Genomic DNA, 20,955 nt, shown 5'->3' with positions numbered 1-20,955 from the left:
GCATGGTAACAAGTTTTTGGCACAGTTCTATTATTTAATCCCTTTCATAAGTACCTGAATCTTTGGAGCCATGAAATATAAAATAACACTTAAAACAATGGATATTCCGCCAATTACACCGAAATAAATAATCTCTGTTTCAGGATTATATAATCGAACAAGCTGCGCATTGATAGCTTGTGCAGATGCACTCGTTAAGAACCATAAACTCATTGTTTGAGCAGAGAACGCTGCTGGTGCTAGCTTTGTAGTAATAGATAAGCCGACAGGTGATAAACAAAGTTCCCCGATTACGACTAGAAGGAAGCTAATGATTAACCAAATTGGGCTAACAAGGGATTCGGTACCATGGATATATGCAGGAATAATCATCACTAAGAATGATAAACCAGCAAATAATAAACCGATAGCAAATTTATTTGCTGTACTTGGTTGGCGTGAATTCAGCTTTACCCAAAGCCAAGCAAATACTGGTGCTAGTAAAACAATATATATAGGGTTTAAAGATTGGAACCATGAAGATTGAACCTCAAATCCTGCAAAGTTTAACTGCGTACGTTGATCAGCATAACTAGCTAAGATGATTGCTCCCTGCTCTTGAATCGCCCAAAACATTGTAGCAGCGATAAATAATGGTATGTAAGCAATTAAGCGAGATTTTTCAACTTCTGTCGTCTTTGGACTACGGTACATAAAGACAAAGTAGCCTGTTGGAATTAGAATACCTAAGATACTTACAAGTAAAGTAAATCGATCAATCGTTAAAATACCTGTTGGAATTGTTAACACACAAACTAGTGCAATTGCGATAATACCAATACTAAACTGTATAAGGACCTTTTTTCTTTCCTTGTCTGTTAAAGGATTTGGTACTTGCGTTCCTGCTAATCCTAGATTTTTCTTTTTCGTAAGAACATACATAATTAATCCAAATAGCATGCCAATTGCAGCCACACCAAAACCTAAGTGAAAGTTATACTTTTGACCGAGTGTTCCAATCACAAACGGAGATAATAGTGCTCCTAAATTAATACCCATATAGAAAATACTGAAACCTGAATCACGACGAGTATCTGTTTCACTATATAAATCACCAACAATACTAGATACATTCGGTTTTAATAACCCTGTTCCAAGTACTAAAAATACCATTGAGATAAATAGTGTACTAACCGTTCCTGGTAGAGCTAATATGAGATGACCGATCATTATTAAAACGCCACCCCAAAATATTGTTCTACTTGAACCTAATAGGCGGTCAGCAATCCACCCACCAATAATGCCTGACATGTAAACTAAAGAACCATAGATAGCCATAATGGATGCAGCTGTGGCGTGATCCATCCCTAAGCCACCTTTAGAAATGGAATAGTACATATAGTAAAGTAATATTGCTCTCATTCCGTAGTAAGAAAATCGCTCCCAAAATTCTGTAAAGAATAAAGTAAATAGTCCTTTGGGATGTCCAAAGAAACCATTTTGCGGAACGGTGCGAATAATATCGCTTTTGTTAAGCTTCTCCATAAAAATACACTCCTAATATACAGATGTAATGATGTTTATTAAGTATATAACAAAAAATAGAAAATTTAAACAAATATCAATTAGTTAAATGATTAGATTTTTTAGAAAAAATAAATTATATATTGTTTTTAGTGATGATTTCATTTAAATTATATAATATAGATATATTAATTAGAATGTTAATACTGTATAAATATAAATACAAATGTAGGAGGATTTATATATTGTCAATGAAAGTCGTTACGATTGAAGATATTTATCAAGAAATATTGGATGGAAAAAGGAAACGATTCCCTCCGAATACTTGGAAAGAAGATATGGATAATAAGCTCGCCCGCAGAGTAATCACATATTTATTACACAGTATCTTAAAATGGGATAAGGAAGACATCAGAAAAAAATGGAACACTCAATTACTTGTAAAATATAAATTGCGAGGATTACTTAAACATAGATACGAAAACAGCCCTTTTAAAGCAATAAATGATTTATACCCAAGTGAGTTTAAAGAGTGGGAGTTTGGTATGACTCCTTTAAATTTTTGGACGAAAGAAAAGGCATTAACGATTTTGAAATGGATGATTGAAGAAAAAAAAGGTTTATCGAACGAAAAGCTCTTACGCGTATACGGAAAAAAATGGTTGGAGAAAAACAAACTTAGTGCCCCTCTGGCTATGTACTGGAATAGTAGTCCGTTTGCAATGATTAACGATTTGTACCCTAGTCGTTTTAAAGAATGGGAATTTCTCATGACGCCCAATAACTTCTGGACAAAAGAAAAAGCATTAGAAGCATTGAAATGGACCATTGAAGAAAAAGAAAAATTATCGCCCGAACAAATACTGGATGTATACAGTATAAAATGGCTAAAGACTCACAGATTAGCGTCTCCATGTCAATTAATGTGGGGAAATAGTCCATTTAAAATGATAAACGACTTATATCCAGGTCGCTTTAAAGAATGGGAATTTAAAGTTACACCAGTTGGCTTTTGGTCCAAATGTAAAGCACTAGAAGCATTAAGATGGACCATTGAAGAGAAAGAAAAACTGGATGAAAAACAGCTATTAAACGTATTTAATCAACGATGGCTCATAAAACAAAAATTACGGACACCCTTACAACGCTATTGGAAAGGAAGCCCCTACGGGATGCTTATTGCTTTATATCCAAATCGTTTTTCTAAAGGTATGTTAAAAGGGTATTTTAATAATTAAAGTGGAAATGTAAGTATGCAGAGACGCCCTTTGGTGTCTCTTTTTGAAATCCTATGTAAGTACATTCTTATGTGCCTATCGCTTTATTTATTGAAGAAAGTGAACCTGTTATATTATTTCCCAATACATCTCGTCAAAGCCATACCAAGAAACCCAGCGCCCATCCCTATCAGCCACCCAGCTTGGGCGCTCCCAAACATAGATCCCACTCCCGCGCCAAGAAACGTACAGCCCACGAATACTAACGTTCGGTCGTTCCATACTTCATCCCCACCCTGTCTTTACAACATATGCTATATGCAAGCTAAACTTTCTAGCTTATGAACTGTTCATTTTCTCGACTATAAATATATGTTTCATATCCATTACTTACAGGTCCAAATGTCCTTTTTACATCAATTCTTCACTTAACTTCATTGGTTACTTTTTTCATCTCATAGGAGATTATTTCTCAACACATAACACATGGAATAATATTACCATTAATGGTAATATAAAGGTATCTTCAGTTGTTAACTGTTGTTCCCTTTTTGAAAGTCCTGTCAAAATACAGGACTTTTTAAATTTACTTCCTACTAAATTGGCTTTTTCGTTCATATCCTTTCACCTTTACATTGGACAATTAAACGATATTGGTGGAGATTCATCAGATTTTAAGTTCCTCTTTTCTTATTAAACTACATGCTTAAATATGTGGTTTTCAACTTAGATTCGAATAACAAAATGTTCACTTTTTCGATACATTTATGAAACATTCTTATAATATATTAATTATATTCTTTTTATAAATCGTATCGTTCAGTAGAAAAGTCCTAGTCCCCTCTAGGACTTTTTCTTTGCTTTTAGGACTCTTACTCAATTGAAGGGTCATTTTTTTGTTCAAATAAAATATCTATATAGAGATAACGACATTCAACTAAGTATTTGATAAATTCCGAAGAGGATATGCTGAAAAATAACGACTGTATATCCTTTTCATTAGTTTCTCTACCTGATAAACCTTACAAATTTGTAATACTATTGTCACCTTAATTGATAGTAAATTGGTTAATGTTGGTTTATTATACAGACTATTGACCATATTTAACGAATTTCCCGAAAGAATTCTCCTTCCTCAAGCGTGTGAAGGGCGTAGCCCAACGGTAGGTGGGAGATGAATTTCGGTTTGGCGTAGCCAAAAGGTTTTCCTTTTTATTTTGCCTCTGATATAAGCAGTCTTATAAATTATAAAGGCTGGTATATAAATGAAATTAGATAGTAATAACCATTCAGTATTCTTGTTATATTATCACCTTGTGTTGGTCGTGAAATACAGAAGAAATGTGTTTGATGATGATATGTCAGACTATGCAAAAGATATGTTTGTTCGACTATCTGAAAACTATAACATCACATTAGTTGAATGGAATCATGATGTAGACCATGTTCATATTTTGTTCAAGGCACACCCTAATACAGAAATGACAAAATTCATCAATGCTTATAAAAGTGCAAGTTCTCGACTTATTAAAAGAGACTTTCCACAAGTGAAAAAGAAACTTTGGAAAGAGATGTTTTGGGCAAGAAGTTTTTGCTTGCTAACTACTGGTGGTTCGCCAATAGACGTAGTAAAAACATATATTGAAAATCAAAGTGAAAAGTGAGGTGAAATGATATGACAAAGCAGAATAAAGCATTTAAATTCCGTTTGTATCCAACAGAAGACCAAGCACACCTTATGCGTAAAACCTTCGGTTGTGTACGTTTCGTGTATAACAGAATGTTAGCTGAACGGAAAGAAGCGTATGAAAAACATAAAGATGATAAGGATCAGCTAAAGAAACAAAAGCTTCCCACGCCTGCAAAATACAAAGCAGCATTTGAGTGGTTAAAAGAAGTGGATTCATTAGCTTTGGCAAATGCTCAACTAAACTTGCAAACTGCCTATAAAAATTTCTTTCGTGGTCAAAATGACTTCCCAACATTCAAAAGCAAAAAAGACAGAAAGTCTTATACAACGAATGTAGTGAACGGAAATATTATGTTGCTTAACAGTCATATCAAATTGCCAAAACTGAAAATGGTACGTATCAAACAGCATAGAGAAATACCACAAGGCCATATAATCAAGTCATGTACGATTTCTATGACACCTACTGGTAAATATTATGTGTCCATTTTGACTGAATACGAAAAAGAGATCGTACAAAAAGAAGTAGAAACAGTTGTTGGATTAGACTTTGCGATGGATCAATTATACGTCAGTTCTGAGGATGAGAGAGCCAATTATCCTAAGTTCTATCGTGAAATGCTAGACCGATTAGCAAATGCTCAACGAGTATTATCAAGACGTACAAAAGGTTCAGGGCGTTGGAATAAACAACGTATCCGTGTAGCTAAGCTGCATGAAAAAGTAGCAAACCAACGTAAGAACTTCCTTCATCATAAGTCTAAAGAGTTAGCTACTCATTTTGATGTTGTCGCTATTGAAGGTCTAAATATGAAGGGAATATCGCAAGCACTTCATTTTGGAAAAAGCGTTGCTGATAATGCTTGGGGTATGTTCACTTCTTTCTTAGCTTATAAACTAAATGAACAAGGCAAACAGCTTGTGAAAATAGACAAATGGTTTCCTTCCACAAAAACATGTAGCAGTTGTGGAAATGTGAAAAATATGTTATTGTCTGAGCGAGTTTATTCTTGTATATGCGGTGTAAATATCGATAGAGATTATAACGCAGCTATCAATATCAAAAATGAAGCAATACGCCTATTGGTGTTAGCATAGATAGCAATAAAATAACCCTTGGAACAAGGGAGTTAGCTCGGCTGTCTTAGGACGAATTCGTTAGCTACCAAAAGTAACGACTAACCGAGAAGCCCCCACTTCAAACAGTCCGTTAGGATCTTAAGTGGCGGGTAGTTCACTACAACATCATTGGTAGGTGTCACTTAATGGGAAGAAACTTATTACGCTATGGAATTATAAGTATAGCTTTTATTACCATCCCTATTGTATTTATACTTTTGGCGTCAGCTCATTTCATTCCAAAAGAATACAATGAGGAATGGCCAGAAGTAAAAAAGACTGCTGAACTAATAACTATCGGTTACTTCAAAAAAGAAAGAAATCTCGATATTGTAATCGAAACAATTAAACCATCAGAAGAATATAGAACACATGAAATTTATCTGCATGGACATGTCATAAACAATAAACATCAAAAAGTTTCTGTTATTGTTAATTTTAGTGATAACTATTCCATTAGAGATATAACTGAAAATAGTCTTAAAACAAGGAGTATTTAACTTATGTTAGATGCTCTTTTTTGCTTAACACTTTTGTTCAATTAAGTAATTACTTGGATTCTTCAGTGGATCACTCTCCCTTTTTCAAATAAATCGGCACTTCTAAAAAACAACTTCCTACGAACGTTGATTTTTGTCGAAAATATTTTTTAGAAAACTCTAGTTTTAAGAAGGTTTTACAAAATCTTACACAGAATTAGTCGTATACCGTATAAAATTGGTGATTTTTTACGATTCGTTTCATTTTATCTACCACGTTTAGACAAAATAGAAAAAACAAAGCAAAAAGGAGAGGTATAGTTTGAAAGGAAAACTTGGATTAACGATTGTAGGATTATTTGTCTTTATTTTTGGTCTTTTTGGTGTAAACATTGGAGATGGCGGAGTTGTAAAAGCTGCACATGGAGAAACTTTTGCTCCGAAATTAGAGTCGCATGGGGATTCATGGGCTCCTGCTTATGATCACGGAAGACCTCCTATTTCATCATACAACAAAGGAGATACTTGGGCTCCTTCCTTTACAAATACACATGGGGAAGGAATGGCTCCTAAAAAAGAGACTCATGCAGATTTAATCGCTCCTTCGCTAGAATCTCATGGTCATACTGGTGGTGCTCCTGCTTTAAACCGTGGGGGAACACCTGTTCCGATACAAGATACGCATGGACATTATCCAGCTCCAAAACTAGAAGCAGATGGGGACCATGGCGGGGCTCCTTCTAATACAGAACCTGGCGAAGGTATCTAAGTTCCCAAAAGGGGATCAAATTAAATTTCAAATGAATCGTATACCAAAAGAAATCTATTTTACGTAACAAATATGATGTATACGCATGTTTTCTAATGTGATACACTGTACCCGAGAGAAATCTCTACTACATAAGTGGTTTTCAAGTCTAAAAAATACACCTATTAACTAGGTGTATTTTTACAGAGTGTTGGGAAACCCTTTAGGGTTCCCAACACTCTGACAAAAGTACCTTATATAATATATGGTACTTTTGTATTTTATGTTTTAGAATTCCTCGATTTGAACTGTAAAATTGAAATATAATACAGATTACAAACCGTTTTATACGTATCTCAGTTGAACCTCAGAAGCACATCTTGTTTTAACTACTACTATTCTTCTCTAATTACATCTATAACGTTATCCTTTTTAATTTTCCGAAGCGGAATTAGTACCGATACATAACTAATCAAAAGTGCAGTTATAAATGTGATAAAGCTAGATTGATAAGGTATAATCCATTCAAACGACACCGTATTTGACAGTGCTACATAAAGAATATACGACAGCATACAGCCGAAAAAGATTCCTTGTATGCTTCCAAAGAAACCGTACAGAAGTCCTTCATATATAACCATCTTTTTCAAATCCTTCTGCGACATACCAATCGATTTTAAAGCAGCCAATTCTTTTCTTCTCATAATGATGCTGACTGTAATGGTATTTAAAATATTTACACAACCAATTAGTGTAATAACAGCTATAAATCCGTACCCTAATATTTTTATATAAAGTATATTGTCTGTATGGAAATTACTTTGAACAATATTATTTTGTACATCTATAGATGCATCTCCACCCAGTTTCTTTTGTATATCTAAAATTGTAGCATCAGCCCGAGATTGATTCTCTAAATCAATTTCAAAACCTTTTAATTTTTGTGGAGATGGTGTAATATATTCGGCTATTTGTTCACTAGTAATAAAAGTTATGGTATCCATCACTCTGCTCATATTAAAAATGTCCAATTCTACAATAGCAGCTATTTTTAAAGTTTCTAGTTTTTCTTCATTGTAGGAGATTTCCTCTGTAGATTTTCTTTCTTGCTGACTTGTTATTTGGATTTCATCCCCTACCTGAAAAGTGCTTAGAGAACCTATATATTTTTTACTTGTATTCATATCATTTGATGCAGCTTGTTTTACTAAAACAACCTCTTTTTCACGATTTAATTTTGAAATATCAATTCTTCCACTAGTTACATTTCCAGCTAGTTTCTTTAAACTATTCTCATCGTATGCTTTTATTTGTGTTTTCATAATTTCTACAGTTTGATTATTATATTTTACTTTTTGATACAGCGATTCATTTCCTTGTAATTCTTTAATTTGTTTATTTTTTGGTACTTTCGTATAAAAATTATTTGCCTGATATTGCTTGTACAGCTTCTCTACGTTATTAACTTTATAAATATTTTGACTCATACGATCTATGCTAGGCTTGTCTAAATTTGAATTAACGGTAACTGATATATCCGATTTTAGAGCTTGAATTTCCGGTTGTTTACGCTGAATGACAGTATCTATGAGAAACGTAAACGTGATATACAGTACACTACTTATAATAATAGACAAAATTGTAACTGTATATCTATTGGGATTCCTTTGGATATTTTTTAATGCCATACTTAACGGAAAAGATAGTGGTTTCTTTAATTTTGTTCTCTTTTTTTTCTTTATTTTTTCTTTTTTTATAGCTAATCGGCTACTTACGGCCAATAACGGTGAAATTCTACCTGCAAAAAAAGCAGGAAAATAGCTTGAAATATAAACTGTTATCAATGTAATTAAAGAACATACACATATAATTAACCAATCTAATTTAATTGTATATCCCATAGAGTTTTTAAGTATGTTTATCAGTACTTGATTAAGTAAAAAGACTACTAATATGCTGCACAAAATCCCAAAAAAGATAGCAATAATAGAAAGAAATGTTGCTTCTCTTATCACAATTTTCCTGATTTGTTTTTTTGTAGCCCCTATACTCCTCAATAGGCCAAACTGTTTCATTCGCTCTACTATACTAATTTGAAATGCATTGTAAATAATAACAATTGTAGAAATCACAACAATCCCAATACTAATAGCGGCTGCCGCCATTATCTCCACACTAGGCTTTAAGGCTTTCTTTAATTGGTCATTCACTCTTATATTTTCTTTATTCGTCAATAATTTAAATTGATTTTCAACTTCATCAAAGTTTGCGTACTTATGCAATTCAATCAATACGCTACCTTCACCAACTTTGAACTTATTTTTATATGTCAATAATTGACCGGTTTTATTTTCCTGAGTACTACTAGACTTATTTAGCAAACCAACAAGTTTATATTTTTTTTCATGAATAGTAAACATACCGCCTAATTTAAGATTGGGACCGAAGTAAGGCAGCATCCATTTTTCCAAAACAGCCTCGTTTTCATTTGAAGGCAGCTTACCTTCTACAGGAATACTGGACTTTAACAGCTTCAATGCTTGATGATCTGCATACATATAAGAGACAGCTATCTCATCAACATGGAGCACCTCTCCTGGAGTTATGATGCCATAAGAAGATATATTCGGATTACTTTTTATCATATTGAAAAGCTTTTGATTATAATTTTCAACTGAAATATTTGCAGAACCCATAGAACCTTTTTTAGCATTTTCAATTCCCGAATTGTATCCACTATTAAAAAAAAGTCCAATCGTTGTTATTAGCGCCAACGCTAGAATAATACCTGTTAATGTTAGCAAAGTACGTTTTATATTACTTCTGAGATATTTTTGACTTAACTGTTTGTAACTATGAATCAATACTCCTCCCCTCCACATTTTTCTTGATTTTGCACCAATTGTTTATCTGAAATAATCATGCCATCTGTAATGGTTATAATTCGATCAGAGTTTGATGCGATAGCAGGATCATGAGTAATTAAAATCACCGTCTGATTATATTTTTTAGCCGTTACTTTTAATAAATTCAGAACTTCTTTTGTATTTTTTGTATCTAGATTTCCGGTTGGTTCATCCGCTAAGATAATATCGGGTTTATTTATAAGAGATCTACCAATAGATACCCTTTGTTGTTGACCACCCGATAATTCAGAAGGCAAATGATCTCGTCTTTCATTTAACCCTAGAGTTCTTATAATTTCATCCAGGTAATGATCATCTACCTGTTCTTCGTCCAATAGAGCTGGCAAAGCAATATTTTCTTGTACATTCAAGACAGGAATTAAATTAAAAAACTGAAATATAAACCCAACTTTTCTTCGGCGAAAAATAGAGAGTTCATTATCTTTATAACTGTAGATATTTTCATCACCTATAAACACATTTCCCGAACTCGGACGATCCAGCCCTCCTAAAATATGCAATAAGGTACTTTTACCAGAACCTGATGCTCCAACTATGGTTACGAATTCTCCCCTATGAATGGAAAGATTAATTCCTTTTAACGCCTGTACTTGCGTTTCTCCTTCTCCATATGTTTTTACTACATTTTCTAATCTAACAACCTCCATACAACTCATCCTTTTCACAAATTAATTTTGGATCTCTACAAAATAGATTTTATCCTTATCGTACTCACCATTCTCGTCTTTCACTGCATACACTTTTGAAACGTATTCCACCACCTTATTTACCTTATTTTTATTTTTATAATCAAAATTTTCATTTGCAAACTGAATTAACGAAAGGCTTACTTCTTTTTCTTTTAATTGTTTATACGTTTCCTCATTAACAATTACTATCGGTGATGAAAAATAGCCAATCCAATTATTTTGTTCAATATGTTGAACAGGTATCATTTGTCCATTTAAATTTAAATTTCCATCCTTAACTTCCTCATCTTCCGCTTCTTTTCTATAAAATAAATTTTTTTCACTCGCTAATTCTTTTATTTCTTTTACTGAGGTTGAAGTTATTGAACTATCTTCTTTAGATAAGGGTGTTCTTACAATTCCTTTTTTTAAGAATTTTTCTGCTGTAGATTTTGTAATAACCGCGTATTGTTTCTTTCTAACAGATGACTTATCAAGTTCTTTGTCCATCTCTTCTTCGGTCATATTTTCTCCTTTTTCTTTCCATTCTTTCTTAATATCTTCTTTCTGTTCGGTAGTGAGTTCTTGTTTTATTAATTCTGTGACCAATTTATAACTATAATCTGCTGTTTGTACGTTTTGATCTTTATACAGATTTTTAACAGCAGATATATTTTCTTTCGATCCAGATACCATGATACCGTTTACTGGTTGTGAGGGACCATTTATATAACGATTTACAGCAAACCCTATACCTATAAAAATTGCTGTTACTGCTAGAAATCCTATTATCTTTTTCATTTTCTTCCTCCTCATATACTATGTTTAATCTGGGGTTAGAACAGTAGGTTTTTTCTTTATATAAACAGTGGCTAAAATGCTACAAGTCTTAATAAAGAATGATTACCTTCAGTATAGACGTCTTTAATTGTTAATTGAATAACGCTTGTCTTACTATATATACTTTAATCTTACAGTTTAGTAAGATTACTAAATCTAGCTTTTTATATACTCGTAACTCTGATCAAGATATACTTTAAAATTAAACGGCTTTTATACACTTATTTAAGTACACACATACTTTTCAAATTCTAAAAAATCCGCTACCATTCGGCTCTTATTCTCAATGATCTGTTTTTTAAAATTCATTTACATAATTAATGCGAATTCAAATTTCATTTAAGATTTTTGTATAAGATAACTTAAACAAAACATTACTGATTGTATAAAAACGTACAAATTCAACAAGACACTATTACAAGGTTTTTCAAAATATAAGCAAGTACATGTATGAATTACGTAAATATTCTGCTTTAAGTAATTGTTGTATCTCATTATGTACTGAAAAGCTTTAAGCCAATTTAGGTATTATGCTTATACTCAGAAAAGCCTCTAAAAGTCCATTTCCATACTAAACTATTTTAAATTAGCCAATCAACGTGTAAAATAACTGTCATAATCTAAAATACTGCCATAATCAAAGACAAATGAGGAGAGATACTGTGGATAAAGTATTATTCGTTGAAGACGATAACGATCTAGGAATGGCTATTGAGTTTACTCTAAAAGGAGAAGGACTTGAGGTTATAAGAGTTTCTACTGTACAAGATGCAAAAGACCAATACGAAAATAATAAATTTGACTTAGCTATATTGGATGTTGGACTCCCAGATGGAAATGGGTATGATTTATGTACCTATCTTAAAAGAAAAGGTGATATACCTATTATTTTTCTCACAGCACTGGATGAGGAGGCAAATGTAGTAATGGGCCTTGATATTGGTGGAGATGATTATATAACAAAACCCTTCAGGGTAAAAGAGCTATTATCTAGAGTAAAAGTACAATTAAGAAAAAAAATTAAAACAGCTTCTAATACTATATTGAGGTCTGAAAATATACAGCTTGAAGTTGAAGCAGCCAGGGCTTTTAAGCATGAGAAAAGTATAAATTTAACACATTTAGAATACAAACTCTTATTAACGTTAATGCTAAATCCTCATAAAGTGTTACAAAGAAATGAGATATTGAAAAAAATAGTAGATGAAAGTGAAGTGTTTTTCGATGAAAACACTCTTTCCGTTTATGTAAAAAGATTAAGAAGTAAAATTGAGGATATTCCCCAAAATCCTAACTATATAATCACACAAAGAGGTGTTGGATATTTTTGGAACAAAGACGTCAGTAAGGAGTAATTTAATGATAAATAGAGAAATAAAAATTAATATACTTACATTAGCATTAATCGCTTTTTTATTTATTATATATCAAGGTATCACAGTTCATATTCTATATGACCATTTAAAGAATGATTATATTACTATTTGGAGTGAAATTACCGGGAAACTAATTGCACAAAACCCAGAAAATGAATATGAAATAATACAAGCACTTACAAATGATACAGCGAATAAAAAAGAGTATTCCAGTGATGGAGAAATGCTATTAAATCAATATGGTCTATCTGCTGAATTAGACTCAAGACTTTTTCCTTATTTAAATAAACATATATCTCAAAACAATATATACATGTTCCTTGGAGCAATAGGGTTCAGCTTAATCCTAATTTTTCTAAATTACTTACAATATAAATCTTTTTTCTTAAAAATTAGAAATGTAACAGCTGCAGCGAATAAAATTATTGAAGGTGATTACACCATTGATATCAAGGAAAATAGAGAAGGAGATCTAGCTAAACTTGCTAATTCTTTTCATAAACTGAAAAATGTTATTAGAAAAAGTATGCATAATTTAACGGAAGAGAAACAATTTTTAATTCAAACTTTACAAGATATTTCTCATCAACTAAAAACACCACTCTCAACACTAACAGTGAACAATGATATCTTATTACAAGGTAAATTAAATGAACAGCAATATCATTTTTTACACAATAATGATGTTCAAATTTCAAGAATCAGCTTTTTAATACATAATTTATTAAAAGTTTCAAAAATAGATGCTAGGGCAATACTATTTGAAAAAGAAAACTCTGATATTATTGATACAATTTATGAGGTCATTGCTAGTTTGAACAGTAAATTAAATAAAAAAAATATGAACATACATTTAAAAACCAATGAAAAAATATCACTTTTCCATGACAGTATTTGGATGCAAGAAGCTTTATTAAATATTTTAAAGAATTCCATTGAACATTCAAATGATAATAGTTCTATTTATATTGAAGTCACAAACTCTCCTATTCATACTGAAATAATAATTCAAGATTTTGGTGAAGGTATTGCATCAGAAGATTTGCCATATATATTCGATAGATTTTACAAAACAAAAAATTCTAATAAAGAAGGCTCCATTGGAATTGGCTTAGCACTAGCGAAATCAATTATCGAAGCTCACGATGGATTTATTAAAGTAGAAAGTCAAAAACACTCATTCACAAAATTCACAATAACTTTTATGAAATATTAATAGTTCATAAAAGTTATTGTGAAACCCTAACCCTTGAGTATAATTTTTAAAAATTAATCATCTGTAAAAAAAAGAAATTCAATTAATTTTTCATAAATGACTGTAAAGAAATAACTTTTTCATTTTAGGGGTAATTAAAAATCTTAGCTTGATGGGCATAGAGTCACAATATCAGAAAAAGAAAACTGTGCGTTTGAACAGAATTCAGACTCAAAATATCCGATTTCTTGTACGCTAAGGGATCGGATATTTATTTTACTGTTTTATATGGTGTACAATTTCTCGCTTACGAGGTCTGTGTAGCAACCAAATCTTACGTTAAGTAATAGTGGGCTTCAAAAATAGTAATGGCTAATCCAGATTAACATCGATTCGATTTACAATTAAATATAACAATATGTTTAATGACTAAATAATACAAACGGTATGATGAGAATTTCTAGTCTTTTCATACCGTTTTAATTTGTCTTTAAGTTTCATATGGAATTCGTAGGAAGATGGCAGTATTCCTTTTATAAATAAGACTCAAAAGTTAACATATCTGATAAAGGAAATACTAATGTAACTCTAGTTCCTTTATTCACTTCAGATTCAATCCCAATTTTCAATCCTAATTTTGAACACAATTTTTCGCATAGATACAAGCCCATTCCTGTACTTTTGCTAAACTTTCTTCCATTCTCTCCAGTAAACCCTTTCTCAAAAACACTATTTATATCTTTAGTTACTATCCCTACTCCATTATCCTCTATAGTTAGTATTACTGAGTTAGTTTTCTTAATTGAGCATATACGTATCATTTGTTCTTTGTTATTTGAGTACTTTATAGAATTTCCTATTATTTGATTAATAATAAATTCAACCCATTTGCCATCACTATATATAATCTCATCAATATCCTGTATATCTAATTTTATTCTCTTATGAATAAAATCCCTATAGTTTCTTTTAATTACATTCCTTACTACATTATCAAGGTTGACTGGCTTGATAATATAGTCTTTATTAACGTTATTGCTTCGAGAATAATACAGAACCTGTTCTACAAACCCATCAATTCGATCCATTTGAGAGTCAATTTTATTCGTTACTTCATTTTGATTATTTTCAATTATAAGCTTTGTAGAAGCTATTGGTGTCTTAATTTCATGCACCCATGTCTCTATATATTCTCTGTAATCCAACTGCATATCTCTATAATACTTTACATTTTCATGCATATCTCTACTTACTTCTTTTAGTATAGCGTTAAGTTTTTCTCCATGTATAAAGTTTGTTTCCTTTACTACCTCTGGAAGCAAGTATTTTTTCTCCAAGTTTTCTAATATGCCATTAATCTCATTATAGTAATTTTTACATCTTATAAATTCTATAGCCATATATGAAATCAATGGAAAAAACCAAATACAAAAGACACAGAATATGATAATGAACGGAACATGCGCAATCAGCAATATACCTGCTAGTATGATATATACCAGTACATTAGATAGTATTACTACTATTTTATCTTTAATAAATTCACCTATATTCATGGCATTATATATCCTAAGCTTCTTCTTGTTGCAATCGGATTTTCTATACCTATCTCTTCAAGCTTTTTTCTTAATCTATTTATATTAACAGTTAAGGTGCTATCATCCACAAAATAATCAGATTTCCATAAAGTTTCTATAAGTGAATCTCTTTTTACAATATTCCCACGATTATTCATTAAGCATGAGAGTATTTTAACTTCATTTTTAGTTAATTCTACAGATTTGTCTTGATAAGTAACTGTTGCATTTGAAAGATTTAAAGTAAAATCCCTATACATTAAGATATGATTCATCTTGAAATCTCCAGATGTTCTTCTTAAAATGTTTGTTACTCTTGCTAATAGTATTTCTGTATTATAAGGCTTTGTTATAAAATCATCTGCTCCCAAATTCATACTTATCAGTTCATCTACATCACTATCTCTACTTGTAACCATGAAGATTGGAACATCTAAAGTTTTACGTATTTCTCTGCATATATAATAGCCATCGAACACAGGAAGATTTATGTCTAGTAATATAAGGTCTGCATTCTCACTTTCTATATATTCGATAATATGATTAAAATCTGTGGGAGCCTTTACTTCATATCCATACTTTATAAAAAAATTTTGTAATTCTTCTCTGATGATTTCATCATCTTCAATAAGAATGATTTTTTTCATGATTTTTCCCTTCCTATATAGAATATAAGGCTATTACATCTTGAGAAACAAGGTGTAATAGCCTTAATGAGCATTATAAAATTAAGTATTACTTTTTACAATATTTTTATAACCGACATATGTCGTGTAGAAATATCCTACATACACTACAAGAAATACTAAGCCAGTCATCAATGCTGGTAAAATCATGTCTATTTGTTGAAATGCGTTAATAAAATCATTGACTACATAAATTCCAACTACAGAATGAATTAGGGCAAGAATAACTGGAAGACTAAAGTATACGAAAGTTTGAATGAAAATCGTTTTATCGATCATTGTTCCGTTTGAGCCAATTCTCTTCAAAGATTTATATCGATCTATGCTATCACTGGCTTCTGATAATTGTTGAAGAGCTAATACAGCCATACTCGTTATTAAAAATACAATACCTATATATATCCCAATAAACAGTATGATAGTTTTCAATCCTTTACTTTCTGCTCGAACTTCATCCTTAGATATGCCTGATATATGAATAATATTTAATTTCGGGCCATTTTCGTTATAAAAGCCCCGTGCAACGTTATCATATTTTTTATTATATTCTTCTCTATTTCCATCTAAATAATTTACATTAAGTACGGATTCAGTAATTTTATAGCCTGATACAAACTCATCATTTATAACGATTGTGAAGAAATAAGGTTGCGTATCAGAAGTGTAAAGACTCTCTTGTATAATTTTATTATATTTTACAAGATATTCTTTTTCTTTAATATTCACCTTATTGCTATTTTTTAATCTTTCATTTATCGAATTAAGCAACCGCTTATCATTTGATAAAAGTAAAACTTCATTGTTATTTAAAGTGATTTCCTTTTCACCTTTAAGATTTAAAATTTTATTATAATCAGATACTTTAATGAAATCCATACCACTTTTTTTATAATCTTTACGTACTTCTGGTACTAAGTCCACCACTTCCATCCCTGTTGGATATACATTATAAGATACATATTTTTCGTTATTACTTATTTTAAAATTAGCTTTATTTAATACGTCTTCTATAGTGTAACTTTCATCCTTATTCTCCAATTTAATACTGGCATCAAATGGTGTTGTTTCTTTCGTTCTTTCGTCCATTATTCTGTTAAAGCTGATTCCTGTAGATAGAACCACCATTGTAAGGCATAACATTAAACATATTACAGACATGGATATAAAATTTGTATTAACCTTACTATTTATTTGTTTGATGATAAATATATTTAACCCTTTAAAATAGACTTTTTTATTCTTCTTTACAACATATAATATAAATCCAGATAAACTAAAGAAAAACAGCAATGTACCTAATATGCCAAGAATGATTGATACCATGAGCATAGGATTATTATAATTCAATCCGATTTTTAGTACAGTCACATATGCATATCCAAGTGATGCTACACACATAATAAATATGATTACATAGATAAGAGGATTTCTAAATTTTACATCTTCGTTTTTTTTACCTGCTGTTAACAAATCAATTATTTTGTATTTAGAAACAACATATACATTAAATAACATAACAAGCAAAAACATGATCCCAAAGTATAATACGCTTTTACCTATAGCACCTGTTGAAATTGCAAATTTATATTTATTGATGGGCAAGTCAAATAACTTTAATGCAAATGTAGATAATCCCTGTGATACTCCAATACCTATTATAAGCCCACTCACTAAAGATATAATACCAACTAGAAATGTCTCTGTTACTAATATTCTGGATATATTTCTTCTTCCCATACCTAAAGTCATATATATTCCTAATTCTTTTTTACGTTTTTTAATTAAGAAATTATTTGCATACAATATTAAACCACCTAATATTACGGATACAAATACTGACACATCTGAGATAGCGTTCATTACTGTAGGCACATACTTTCTATCTGCAGCGTTAATTTCCACAAATGCCTTTTGTGATTCTATGGAGTTAAAGCTATAAAATATACAAACAGCCAGTGTTAGTGTTAAGAAATATATGGCATAATCTTTAAAACTTTTCTTTACATTCCCAATAGCAATCTTAGAGTACATTATTATCATCACCTCCAAGAAGGGTTATAACTTCGATAATTTTAGTAAAGAATTCTTTTCTGGAATCATTCCCTCTGACCAACTCGGTAAATATTTTTCCATCTTTAATAAAAAGAATTCTACGGGCATAGCTTGCTGTAAATGCATCATGAGTAACGATAAGTATTGTAGCTTTTAAATCCTTATTTAGACTTTCAAATCTTTCAAGTAATAATCTAGCTGATTTAGAATCTAACGATCCTGTTGGTTCATCTGCAAGTACTAAAGATGGATCTGTTACGATAGCTCTTGCCGAACCAACCCTTTGTTTTTGTCCGCCTGACATTTGATAAGGGTATTTGCTTAATACTTGTTCAATGTCTAAATATTTTGCCACTGCTTGTATTTTCCCATCAATTTCTGAACTTTCCTCACCTTTTATAGTTAACGCTAGGGCAATATTTTCATAAGCGGTAAGAGTATCTAATAAATTAAAGTCCTGAAATATAAACCCTAATTCATTTTGTCTAAACTTATCTAGTGATTTTGATTTTAACCGCGTAATGTCACTATTATTTATCATTATTTTTCCCGTCGTAACATGATCAATCGTTGATATACAGTTAAGTAATGTAGTTTTGCCACTTCCTGAAGGCCCCATTATCCCAACAAATTCTCCCTCATCTACCTTAAAACTAATATTATCTATAGCCTTTGTTACGTTATCTTTATTACCATAATATTTTTCAATTTTTTCTACACTTAATATATTTCGCATTAATACTTCTCCTTTTTCATTATAAAAATTCTTTAACTCCCCTTCATTTTATATAATTTCATTACTAGTATCGGTGGAATTACATTTCATTAACATTACATTTTTGTTATATTGAGTGATATCTCTACATGTAAGTTATCAGAAATCGCAGTGGTATACGTAAGGTTTATTCGATGCCTTACCAAATGGACGGATAAGTTTTGGTGCAAAAATGATAAGACTTAAGTAATTAGTGGAAATAAACAAACTAGTTACGGCGTAACAACATCTCAATTTAAAAGATATGGATTTATATTCATTTCACAAAAAGATTTTGAAAACAGAAAAGGATTTGACCTTTAAGGCCAAATCCTTTTTATTATTTCGCAGCAAGTTTTTCTTTCACTTCTTCCAAATTTGGATTTATTTTTAAATACGGTACATGAAATTACCAATAATAAAAAATCCTTCAAATAGGAGCATATTACATTTTCTCATTCTGTGAGATAAATCTAATGATACAATAAAGTACAAGTCTCTATTGTAAAGAACTAGAAAACTCAATGTTCTGGTGCTGTAGTCGTACATAATTCCATTACAGTGAAGTTACAAAATAAAACATGAAAGCTCTGTTCACGATCTAATCGTCCAAAAATCATCAACGATAAACGCCTCCACTTTTCTCATATAACATCAAATAATATAATCAACAAATCTGTTAAAAAAAGAGAGGCGCATGCCCCACTTAAAATTGAAATCCAACCTTTTTACTATCACCTTTAGCTTTTTTCCTTACTTTAAATAGACTTAAGAAGCTTTTTATACCCGAGCTGAATACTATCTATATTGTATGACTTCATAATTTCATAATACCTTGTTTCGTTTGTTGTAGAATTGAAAAATGAATCTCTTCCATCTCTAGTAAGCTGATATTTTCCCTTTTCAGTAAACTCAGCTCGTATTTTATACTTTCCTTCTTCTACCTCAAAATAGTAATGAGCTTGCCCATTTTGTAATCTAGACACTATTTTTTCTTCAACTATTTCTTCATTTTCATTAATTAAATATAACTTTATTTCACCTATTTCAGGTGCGATTGTTTGTTCCTCAGGATCAATCCAACCATCCTCATTTTCATCAAACCAGATATAACCAGAAATAGTCCCTTTCTCTGGATCCCAAACCTTATCCATCTCTTCTGCGAATGCTAAATTTTTTGGTAAAAATAATGTAAAAATGAATAATAAAACTGACATACATGTTATAGATTTAATTGTTTTCATCAATATCATCACCCAATTCTATAATATTTAACAAGAATATATAAATATTAATACGATATACAATGTATTACAATACTGGTTTTATCACCTAATCTTTATTATAATTGTAATAACATAAGCTATTAATTAATAAGATAAATATCTAATTTAATGAATTACTAGATAAAAATTAATTCTCGTATGGTAATCCAAACTTTTTCCACTCGAAAAATCCGCCTTTTAAATTAACTACTTCCTTTATACCAGCTTTTTGTAAGATGCTAGCTGCTATAGCGGAACGCAAACCAGTTCGACATTGTAAAACTATTGGACAATCTTTCGGTACAGAATCTATCTTCTCAAATAGATTGCCTAACATAATATGTATTGCATCATGAAGGTGTCCTTCCTCCCACTCTTTTTTACTACGTACATCGATAACCTTAACACTTCTATCTTTTATATACCGATATAATTCAATTGATGTTTTTTCCTTGTAGCCTTCTAATATATCAAATTTTTTTATTACTTTTAAAGGTGCAAAAGCAACAATATTATCTAGCCCAATAGATTCAAAGTCCCTAATGACTTCCTCAACCTTAACCTTTTCCTCATCTAGAATTATTAAAGTCTCTGTTTTATAATCTAGTAACCATCCACACCAAGTTGTGAAAGAATTGTTATACGGTATGTTAATTGATTTCTCAATGTGACCAGAAGCAAAACTCTCTACATCCCTTATATCAACTATTTGCTGGACACTTCTCATAACTTCTTGAAGTTCTTCTACTGTATTAATAGCAGTAATCTTTCTCTTCTTACGAATTGGAGGACCATACTTATTTAAATTCTTCATTAATGAAAAATACTTTGGAGGCTCTGGCTGTCCCGTCAATAAAGT

General features: G+C 31.1%; 18 protein-coding genes. 7 read left to right on the top strand and 11 right to left on the bottom strand.

What is annotated here, in order from left to right; translation table 11 throughout:
- Positions 1–30 precede the first annotated feature (30 nt).
- Positions 31–1,524: a peptide MFS transporter gene (locus tag AC1Q8L_RS28655; RefSeq protein WP_071715014.1), complete on the bottom strand. Its 1,494-nt coding sequence runs from the start codon at positions 1,522–1,524 to the stop codon at positions 31–33.
- Between the two features lie 224 nt (positions 1,525–1,748).
- On the opposite strand from AC1Q8L_RS28655, the gene AC1Q8L_RS28650 reads away from it, so the two are divergent.
- On the top strand, positions 1,749–2,741 hold the full coding sequence (locus AC1Q8L_RS28650; RefSeq protein WP_098817468.1) for a DUF4046 domain-containing protein: 993 nt from the start codon (positions 1,749–1,751) through the stop codon (positions 2,739–2,741).
- 444 nt (positions 2,742–3,185) lie between these two features.
- Here the strand turns inward: AC1Q8L_RS28650 and AC1Q8L_RS28645 are convergent, their stop codons facing one another.
- Entirely contained in the window at positions 3,186–3,338 is a 153-nt protein-coding gene (locus AC1Q8L_RS28645) for a hypothetical protein (protein WP_176543756.1), read from the bottom strand.
- A gap of 647 nt (positions 3,339–3,985) precedes the next feature.
- On the opposite strand from AC1Q8L_RS28645, the gene tnpA reads away from it, so the two are divergent.
- The 4 genes from tnpA to AC1Q8L_RS28625 all read left to right on the top strand — a co-directional run bounded on the left by tnpA (position 3,986) and on the right by AC1Q8L_RS28625 (position 6,777).
- Entirely contained in the window at positions 3,986–4,384 is a 399-nt protein-coding gene (gene tnpA / locus AC1Q8L_RS28640; RefSeq protein WP_009327546.1) for an IS200/IS605 family transposase, read from the top strand.
- A gap of 11 nt (positions 4,385–4,395) precedes the next feature.
- Positions 4,396–5,508, top strand: coding sequence for an RNA-guided endonuclease TnpB family protein (locus AC1Q8L_RS28635; RefSeq protein ID WP_492339547.1), 1,113 nt, complete (start codon positions 4,396–4,398; stop codon positions 5,506–5,508).
- Positions 5,509–5,675: 167 nt separating this feature from the next.
- The gene (locus AC1Q8L_RS28630) at positions 5,676–6,029 is read left to right on the top strand and encodes a hypothetical protein (RefSeq protein ID WP_000533251.1); all 354 of its coding nucleotides are present in this window, start codon (positions 5,676–5,678) and stop codon (positions 6,027–6,029) included.
- Between the two features lie 301 nt (positions 6,030–6,330).
- Positions 6,331–6,777 (top strand): hypothetical protein, encoded by a 447-nt coding sequence (locus AC1Q8L_RS28625; RefSeq protein ID WP_025118729.1) that lies wholly within the window; start codon positions 6,331–6,333, stop codon positions 6,775–6,777.
- 374 nt (positions 6,778–7,151) lie between these two features.
- Here the strand turns inward: AC1Q8L_RS28625 and AC1Q8L_RS28620 are convergent, their stop codons facing one another.
- The 3 genes from AC1Q8L_RS28620 to AC1Q8L_RS28610 are packed head-to-tail and all read right to left on the bottom strand — an operon-like array spanning position 7,152 to position 11,152.
- Entirely contained in the window at positions 7,152–9,620 is a 2,469-nt protein-coding gene (locus AC1Q8L_RS28620; RefSeq protein ID WP_098817644.1) for an ABC transporter permease, read from the bottom strand.
- On the bottom strand, positions 9,617–10,330 hold the full coding sequence (locus tag AC1Q8L_RS28615) for an ABC transporter ATP-binding protein (RefSeq protein ID WP_098817645.1): 714 nt from the start codon (positions 10,328–10,330) through the stop codon (positions 9,617–9,619). The genes AC1Q8L_RS28620 and AC1Q8L_RS28615 overlap by 4 nt, the downstream gene beginning before the upstream one ends.
- A 21-nt stretch (positions 10,331–10,351) precedes the next feature.
- The gene (locus tag AC1Q8L_RS28610; RefSeq protein WP_000720122.1) at positions 10,352–11,152 is read right to left on the bottom strand and encodes a lipoprotein BA_5634 family protein; all 801 of its coding nucleotides are present in this window, start codon (positions 11,150–11,152) and stop codon (positions 10,352–10,354) included.
- A gap of 701 nt (positions 11,153–11,853) precedes the next feature.
- On the opposite strand from AC1Q8L_RS28610, the gene AC1Q8L_RS28605 reads away from it, so the two are divergent.
- Positions 11,854–12,546, top strand: coding sequence for a response regulator transcription factor (locus AC1Q8L_RS28605; RefSeq protein WP_000362056.1), 693 nt, complete (start codon positions 11,854–11,856; stop codon positions 12,544–12,546).
- 4 nt (positions 12,547–12,550) lie between these two features.
- Positions 12,551–13,783 carry a sensor histidine kinase gene (locus AC1Q8L_RS28600; RefSeq protein WP_000610351.1) on the top strand — a complete coding sequence of 411 codons (1,233 nt, stop codon included), beginning with the start codon at positions 12,551–12,553 and terminating at the stop codon, positions 13,781–13,783.
- A gap of 512 nt (positions 13,784–14,295) precedes the next feature.
- On the opposite strand, the gene AC1Q8L_RS28595 is transcribed toward AC1Q8L_RS28600, so the two are convergent.
- From AC1Q8L_RS28595 to AC1Q8L_RS28570, 6 genes are all read right to left on the bottom strand, one after another.
- Entirely contained in the window at positions 14,296–15,318 is a 1,023-nt protein-coding gene (locus AC1Q8L_RS28595; RefSeq protein WP_001020441.1) for a sensor histidine kinase, read from the bottom strand.
- Positions 15,315–15,986 carry a response regulator transcription factor gene (locus AC1Q8L_RS28590; protein ID WP_097853723.1) on the bottom strand — a complete coding sequence of 224 codons (672 nt, stop codon included), beginning with the start codon at positions 15,984–15,986 and terminating at the stop codon, positions 15,315–15,317. The genes AC1Q8L_RS28595 and AC1Q8L_RS28590 overlap by 4 nt, the downstream gene beginning before the upstream one ends.
- An 81-nt stretch (positions 15,987–16,067) precedes the next feature.
- The gene (locus tag AC1Q8L_RS28585) at positions 16,068–18,056 is read right to left on the bottom strand and encodes an FtsX-like permease family protein (protein ID WP_000286983.1); all 1,989 of its coding nucleotides are present in this window, start codon (positions 18,054–18,056) and stop codon (positions 16,068–16,070) included.
- On the bottom strand, positions 18,046–18,813 hold the full coding sequence (locus AC1Q8L_RS28580; protein WP_492339546.1) for an ABC transporter ATP-binding protein: 768 nt from the start codon (positions 18,811–18,813) through the stop codon (positions 18,046–18,048). Before AC1Q8L_RS28580 ends, AC1Q8L_RS28585 begins: the two co-directional genes overlap by 11 nt.
- Before the next feature lie 776 nt (positions 18,814–19,589).
- Positions 19,590–20,075: an SdrD B-like domain-containing protein gene (locus tag AC1Q8L_RS28575; RefSeq protein ID WP_000849082.1), complete on the bottom strand. Its 486-nt coding sequence runs from the start codon at positions 20,073–20,075 to the stop codon at positions 19,590–19,592.
- A 169-nt stretch (positions 20,076–20,244) separates the two neighbouring features.
- A partial coding sequence (locus tag AC1Q8L_RS28570) for a rhodanese-like domain-containing protein (protein WP_492339545.1) occupies positions 20,245–20,955 on the bottom strand: 711 nt, incomplete at its 5' end.

This window comes from Bacillus sp. GW823-FHT06A11, from assembly GCF_058795355.1.
Note: the sequence above shows the minus strand (reverse complement) of the source record. Positions and strands in the feature narration are given on the sequence as shown.